This is a genomic window from Embleya sp. NPDC127516 (assembly GCF_044765325.1).
Taxonomy (GTDB): Bacteria; Actinomycetota; Actinomycetes; order Streptomycetales; family Streptomycetaceae; genus Embleya.
Genome location: NZ_JBIWJT010000006.1, coordinates 181,496 through 188,025 on the forward strand (window position 1 = coordinate 181,496; position 6,530 = coordinate 188,025).

Consider the following 6,530-nt stretch of genomic DNA (forward strand, 5'->3'; position numbering starts at 1 on the left):
TGCTCCACGCGGCGGGGGTGTGCGGGCGAGGGTGACACCCCCCGACCTCACGGTTCGGCTAGCCCCACCTTTCCGCCACCCCTGCCCGCCTCTCCCCCGCCTTTCCGCCGCCCCTCCCGCTTCTCCGCCTCCCCGCTTCTCCGCCTCCCCGCTTCTCCGCCTCCCCGCTTCTCCGCCTCTCCGCCTCTCCGCCGACACGACGAGCCACGACGAGCCACGATGCCTCCCAACCCACCGCTCGAAATCCCGGGACGCATCACCGCGTCTGCCGCGCGGCTCCCACGCGCATCGCGGCGGCCACCGCGTCGGCCAGTCGCTCGGTCTCCTCGGCGGTGAGGGTGGCCACGGTGATCCGCAGGCCGGGCGGCGAGCCGATCCGGTAGCGCGCGCCGGGCGCGACCGCCCAGCCGCGCGCGAGCAGGGAGGCGACGGCGGTGGTCTCGTCCGGGGCCGGGACCCATACGTTGATGCCGGTCCGGCCGATCGCGACGACACCGCGTGCGCGCAGGGCGTCGATGAGTCGGGTACGGCGTAGCCGGTAGGTCTCGCGCGCGACGTGGATGCGCTCGGCCACGTCCGGGTCGGTCCACGCGTGGGCGACCGCGAATTGCAGGATGTGGCTGACCCAGCCGGGGCCCAGCCGTTGCCGGCCGCCGATCCGGTCGATGGTCACCTCGTCGCCGGTCGCCACCGCGCAGCGCAGGTCCGGTCCGTACGCCTTGGCGGCCGAGCGGATGTGCGCCCAGTGGGTGGTGACGCCGGTGAGGGTGTGCAGGTCCAGGCCGGAGATGTCGTTGCCGTGGTCGTCCTCCAGGAGCACCACGTGCGGGTGGGCGGCCAGGATCGGGCGCAGCGCGGCGGCCCGTTCGGCCGACACCGAGGCGCCGGTGGGGTTCTGCGCGCGGGTGGTGACCACGAACGCGCGGGCGCCCGCCCGTAGCGCGGCCTCGGTCGCGGCCGGGTCGGGACCCTCGTCGTCGACCGGGATCGGCTGCGGGGTCAGATTCAGCGCGGCGAGCAGGTCGAGCAGGTTGGCCCAGGTCGGGTCCTCGACCGCGACCGGATCGCCGGGGCGCAGGTGTGCGACGAGCGCGCGTTCCAGGCCGTCCAGCGCGCCGGAGGTCGCGGCCAGGTGCGCGGTGTCGATGCCGCCCGCCCTCAGCACCGTGCGGGCGGCATCGGCGAACGGTTCGTACAAGGCGCCGTGTTGGTAGAGCGTGCGCCATTCGGCCGGGTTCGGGAACGCCGGCGACGGCAGCAGATCGGGGTCGGGTTCGCCGGTGGACAGGTCGCGGGTGCCGGGCGGCATGGACGGGCCCAGGTCGTTGCGCCGGATGGTGGCCGGTCGGGCTCGGATCCGGGTACCGGCCCGGCCGTGTGTCTCCACGATGCCGCGTTCGCGCAGGGTGCGGTACGCGGCGGCGACGGTGTTGGCGTTGACGCCCAACTCGGCCGCGAGTGTGCGCACGGGCGGCAGTGCGTCGCCGGGGGCGAGTTCGCGGGCGTGCAGGTCGCGCTCGACGGATGCGGCGATGTCGGCGGCGGTGCGACCGGTGGTGGCCATGTCTCTCCTGCATCCGGGCACGTTCGGTGCCTGCTGCCCGGCGGGGTCGGTGGTCGGGGCGTCGGTGGTCGGGGCGTCGGGGACTTGGGCGTCCGGTGCGGGCCGTGCTCGTTCATGGGCTGCGGGTCTGTGCGGCCACGCCGAACTCGCCGGTCTCGCGGCGGGCCGGGTGGCTCATCGGTCGGGCGGTCGGGCGGTCGGGCGGTCGGGCGGCAGATCGGTCGGCGGGTTGAGCGACAGGTCGTCGGATTATGCCGTTGACAGCCTCCCCGACCTCGCCTCTATCGTACTACTCCAATGAGTTCTTTGAACTAGTACAAAGGATCTTCGCGATGACCGAGTACCCCGCAACCACAGCCACCACCCCGTATCGGCACCGCGACCGGATGCACTACGACGTCGAAGCCGTGCACGCGATCCTGGACGCGGGCTTCCTGGCCCACGTCTCGTTCACCGTCGGCGGTCGCCCCCAACTCATCCCTCTGGCGTTCGGTCGCGACGGCGAACGTCTGTACCTGCACACCTCCAGCGGCGGCCAACTCGCACTGGCCGCGCGGGCGAGCGGCACCGAGGGCCTCCCGGTGGCGGTCTCGGTCACCCACGTGGACTCGGTGGTGCTCTCCCGCTCGGCGATGCACCACTCGATGGACTACCGCTGCGTGATCGCGCACGGCCCGCTGACCTACGTCGCCGACCCGGACGAGCAACTGCACGCCTACCGGGTGATCATCGACCACCTGGTCCCAGGCCGCGCCGACGACGTGCGGCAGCCCTCCCCGAAGGAGAACGCCCAGACGGCGGTGCTCCGCCTGGAGTTGGACCAGGTCGCCGCGAAGATCCGCGACCACGGCCTGGCCGAGGACCCCGACGACCTCGACCTGCCGACCTACGCCGGTGTGGTACCCCTGACCACCACGCGGGGCCCGATCCGCCCGGACCGAGAGCAGGAGATCCCGGCCTACCTAGCCAAGTGGCTCGGCGCGTCCTGAGCCGACCCCGGTGTGCACGGCCGGCACGGTGCCCCAGGGGTGTTCCGGCTCGGTCGTCCTGGTGGATCAGGGGCGTTGCGGCTGCTCGGTCGACCTGGGGGGTCAGTCGTGTTCGACGCGGGCCGCCAACCGACAGACCGCGGCGACCGCGACGACGAACACGCCCGCCACGATGACCAGTTGGGTGGTCGGGAGGTCCACGCTGTCGTTCCTGGCGGCGTCGGTGACCACCTCTAGGACGCGCGCCGCCGGGCTACCCGGGACGATCAGGGCCGCCAGGGTGGCCAGCGCGGCGAGCGGGACGGCGTACGCCGGGCGACGCAACAGCGGGCGGTTGGTCAGCGCGCCGATCGCCACGCCGGCCAGGATGGTGACGAGTTGGGCCACCGCTCCCGCGGCGATCGCCTCGCCGCGATCGACGCCGTGCGTCGCGTGGTCGGCGATACGATCGGTGGAAGCGGCCAGCACGCCGGTGCACAGCGCGGCGAGCACGCCCGACAGGACCAGCGCGACCAGCAGCGCCGCCAGATGCGAGCGGCCGGGTCCGACCGCCGCCGACGCGGTCTGCCGGGCCGCGGCGGGCTCGACCGTGACCGACACGCGGGTGAGCCACACCGCGATCGGCATGATCGCGGCGGCGGCCCACGCGAACGAGCCGAGCAGCGGATCGCCGCCGGCCACGCCGATGGCCATCACCGCGGCGTAGACCAACACCGGCGGCACCCACCGGTAGGAACGCAGCACCAGGGCCGCCTGATAACGCACCACGGCGGAGATCACGCGCCGTCTCCTTCCCGGCGGACCGAGCGCACGCCGACCCCGGGCACGCTGGTGAGCAGATGGCGCAGCAACGCGTCGGAGTGCGCCGTGGTGGTGTGCAGCCGCAGGACGCCCGGGCGGGTCTCCTCGCGGTCGGGATCGCCTGGGAGGCGGTCGAGTTCGGGGCGGTGGCCGCTGTCGATGTCGATCACCACGCGGATCGCGTTCACGGCGGAGATCGCCGGGGTGACCGCGCCCGACTCGACCCGATACGTGTCGGTCACCTCGTCGGCCAGCCGGCGCGGGTCGTGGTCCACGAAGACCACCGTGGCGCCGGCCTCGACCCGTTCGACGACACAACCGTCCAGGACGTCCCGCGAGCGGCCGTCCAGTCCGGTCCACGCCTCGTCCAGGACGAGCAGGTCGGGTTCGGCCATGAACGCCTGTGCCACGGCGACCTTTTGACACGTGCCTTTGGACAGTCCGCGCAGCGGCGCGCGGGTCTTGTCCGCGAAGTCCAGGCGTTCGGCCCACTCCTGGGCGCGTCGCCTGCTCTCCCGTCCGGTCAGGCCGTGCAGCCTGCCCAGGTGGGTGAGGTAGCGCAGGGCGGTGAGCGGGAGTTCGGGCGGGAATCGTTCGGGGACGTAGGCGGCCGAGCCGCGTTCGGTGACGCTGCCGGTGGTCGGTTCGCAGACCCCCGCGAGGACCCGGAGCAGGGTGGACTTGCCGCTGCCATTGGCGCCTTCGACCCGTACCAGGCCGCCGCGCGGCAGGTGCAGGTCCACCGCGCGCAGCACCCATGGTCCGCGCAGGGCGTATCGCTTGCCGACACCCGTCAGGTGCACCGCCGTCCCCCTTCACCGGAACCTCGGCAGCAGACCTTACGGCAGGACGAGATCGCGCACACGGCGCCCTCGGTCGGCGTCGGGTACGAACTGCCATGCCGCATAAGGCTCCGAACCGGCTCAGGGCTTCGAACGTGATCACGGCTCCGGACGGGCTGACGGCTCCGGACGGGCTGACGGCTCCGGACGGGCTCATCGCCCCGGACGGACGCGCAAGGGCTCGAACACGCGCAAGGGCCCGCCGCCGAGGCGACGAGCCCTGCGTACGTGCTTGTGGTGCGGTTGCGCGGATCTACATGGCGGTCTTGGACGTCTTGGGCGCGGCGGCCTTCAGCTCGGCACCGGCCGCGTTCGGCACCGGGTCGGGGAGCTTTTGGCAGACCGCGTCGGCCGGGCCGTGGCCCCTGCCCTTCGGGGTCTTGCCGGTGACCAGGTACTCGTTCAGGTAGTTGTCCAGGCAACTGCTGCCGCTGAGCGAGATGCCGTGGTTACGGCCGCCCTGCTCGACCACCAGGGCCGAGTCGCGCAGCAGCCGGTGCATCGTGACGCCGCCCTGGTACGGGGTCGCGGCGTCGTTGGTCGCCTGGAACAGCAGCGTCTTGGGCAGCTTGTCGTTGGCGACGTTCACCGGCTTGAGGCCGGACGTCGGCCAGAACGCGCAAGCCGCGTTGAACCAGACGTTGTTCCAGGTCAGGAACGGTGCCTTGGCGTAGGTCTTGACCGCGTCACGGTGCCAGGTCGCCCAGTCCTTGGGCCAGGACGCGTCCCGGCACTGGGTGGCCAGGTAGCCACTGTTGACGTTGTCGTTGGCCGGGCTCGGCGCCGCCAGGTCCTCGTACGCCGTGCGCAGCGGACCCGTGACGTTGTCGACCACGTAACCCGAGAAACCCTCGGCCAGTTCGGCCCAGGTCGAGTCGTTGTAGCCGCCCTGCGCGAATGCGTCCTCGAGTTCCGAGCCGCCGACGACGCCCTCGGCCGGGTTCTTGCTCAGCTTCTCGCGCATCGTGTACCAGGCGCTCTCCACCTTGGCGGGGTCGGTGCCCAGGCGGTAGTTCGCGTCGTACTTGGCGACCCAGGCGAAGAACGCCTTCAGGTTGCTGTTGAAGGCGACGTCCTGGCTGAGCTGGCTGCCGTACCAGATGCTGTCCTTGCTCGGGTCGACGATGCTGTCCAGCACCAGTCGCTTGACCCGGTTCGGGAACAGCTTGGCGTAGACCGAGCCGAGGTAAGTCCCGTACGAATAGCCGAAGTAGCTGATCTGCTTGGCCCCGAGGGCGGCGCGAATGGAGTCCATGTCCGCCGCCGAGGCCGGCGTGTTCATGTGCTTGAGGAAGTCGCCGTATTTGGCGCCGCACGCCTGGGCGTAGTCGTACACCCGCTTGATGTTGGTCAGTTCGTCCCCGAAGTTGTCCGGGACGGTGTCCGGACGGACCGGGTTGTTGAAGCCCGGTACGCAGTCCAGGTGCGGTTCGCTGGCGCCGGAGCCGCGCGGGTCGAACCCGATCACGTCGAACTGCGCGGCCACCTCGGGGCGCAGGTTCTTCGCGACGTAGCCGGCCAGACCTCGGCCGGGGGCACCGGGACCGCCGGGGTTGACCAGGAGTGGGCCGAGCGACTTCGCGGCGGTGTGCGGAATCCGCGACACCGCGATGGTGATCTGTCGGCCGCCGGGGTTGCTGTGGTCCATCGGGACCTGGAGTGAACCGCATTCCAGCGTCGGATAGTTCGAGCTGCCGCAGTTCTTCCAGGCAATGGGGGTGGATGCGGACTCGGCCGAAGTTGCGGGCGAGTCGTCCGCCAAAGCCGGTGGGGCGAGGGTCAGAAGCCCGCCCACCAACGTCGTGGCGGCTGCGAACGCGACGAGAGTGTGTCTCTTCACGTGGGTGTTCCTCCATGTGACGGAGCTGTCACGAGTGACATCGACGCCGGAGATGCTGCCGTGCCGACGACGGGTGCGACGAGGGGGCGGTCGGGTCGGAGTGTGAATCCTTGCCAAGGGGAGAGGTAACCATTACCCAAATTTTGGGTTTGACATACGCGAAAGCCGTTTCATCGCATTTGCACCCGATCGATCGGAAAACCGGATGATCGCGCTCCGTAGCCGACGCGCGTAGTTGACGCCACGTCAGCCCGGCACGCGGCGCGGTGCGCGCGGCGGCATGTGGCACGAGTGGTGATGCGGCGATACCGGGGCAGGTCGGTGAAGTAACGGCGGCCCGGCGGAGGCACAGCCGTGGCGAAACGCTCGGGCACATCGGCCTACCGGGAGGAGGCAACCGAGGCAAAGCGGCGGCGCGACCGTGGCACAACGGCAACGCGACGCTCGGGCGCCCCGACGGCCGGAACGAAGTCAGCAACCGCCGCGAGGCCGGG

5 protein-coding genes are annotated in these 6,530 nt (G+C 71.3%); 1 reads left to right on the forward strand and 4 read right to left on the reverse strand.

The genetic code is table 11. The features are described from left to right. Nucleotides 1-256: 256 nt before the first annotated feature. Nucleotides 257-1,564: an aminotransferase class I/II-fold pyridoxal phosphate-dependent enzyme gene (locus ACIRL2_RS13905; RefSeq protein WP_402232140.1), complete on the reverse strand. Its 1,308-nt coding sequence runs from the start codon at nt 1,562-1,564 to the stop codon at nt 257-259. Nucleotides 1,565-1,896: 332 nt separating this feature from the next. Between ACIRL2_RS13905 and ACIRL2_RS13910 the strand changes: the two genes are divergently transcribed. After that, on the forward strand, nt 1,897-2,553 hold the full coding sequence (locus ACIRL2_RS13910; protein WP_402232142.1) for a pyridoxamine 5'-phosphate oxidase family protein: 657 nt from the start codon (nt 1,897-1,899) through the stop codon (nt 2,551-2,553). A gap of 102 nt (nt 2,554-2,655) precedes the next feature. Here ACIRL2_RS13910 and ACIRL2_RS13915 read toward each other — a convergent pair whose 3' ends face one another. The 3 genes from ACIRL2_RS13915 to ACIRL2_RS13925 form a co-directional block, all read right to left on the reverse strand. Further along, nucleotides 2,656-3,333 (reverse strand): ABC transporter, encoded by a 678-nt coding sequence (locus ACIRL2_RS13915; protein WP_402232143.1) that lies wholly within the window; start codon nt 3,331-3,333, stop codon nt 2,656-2,658. Then, nucleotides 3,330-4,157: an ATP-binding cassette domain-containing protein gene (locus ACIRL2_RS13920; RefSeq protein WP_402232145.1), complete on the reverse strand. Its 828-nt coding sequence runs from the start codon at nt 4,155-4,157 to the stop codon at nt 3,330-3,332. Before ACIRL2_RS13920 ends, ACIRL2_RS13915 begins: the two co-directional genes overlap by 4 nt. A 292-nt stretch (nt 4,158-4,449) precedes the next feature. Further along, nucleotides 4,450-6,036 carry an alpha/beta hydrolase gene (locus ACIRL2_RS13925; RefSeq protein WP_395865453.1) on the reverse strand — a complete coding sequence of 529 codons (1,587 nt, stop codon included), beginning with the start codon at nt 6,034-6,036 and terminating at the stop codon, nt 4,450-4,452. Between the last annotated feature and the right edge of the window lie 494 nt (nt 6,037-6,530).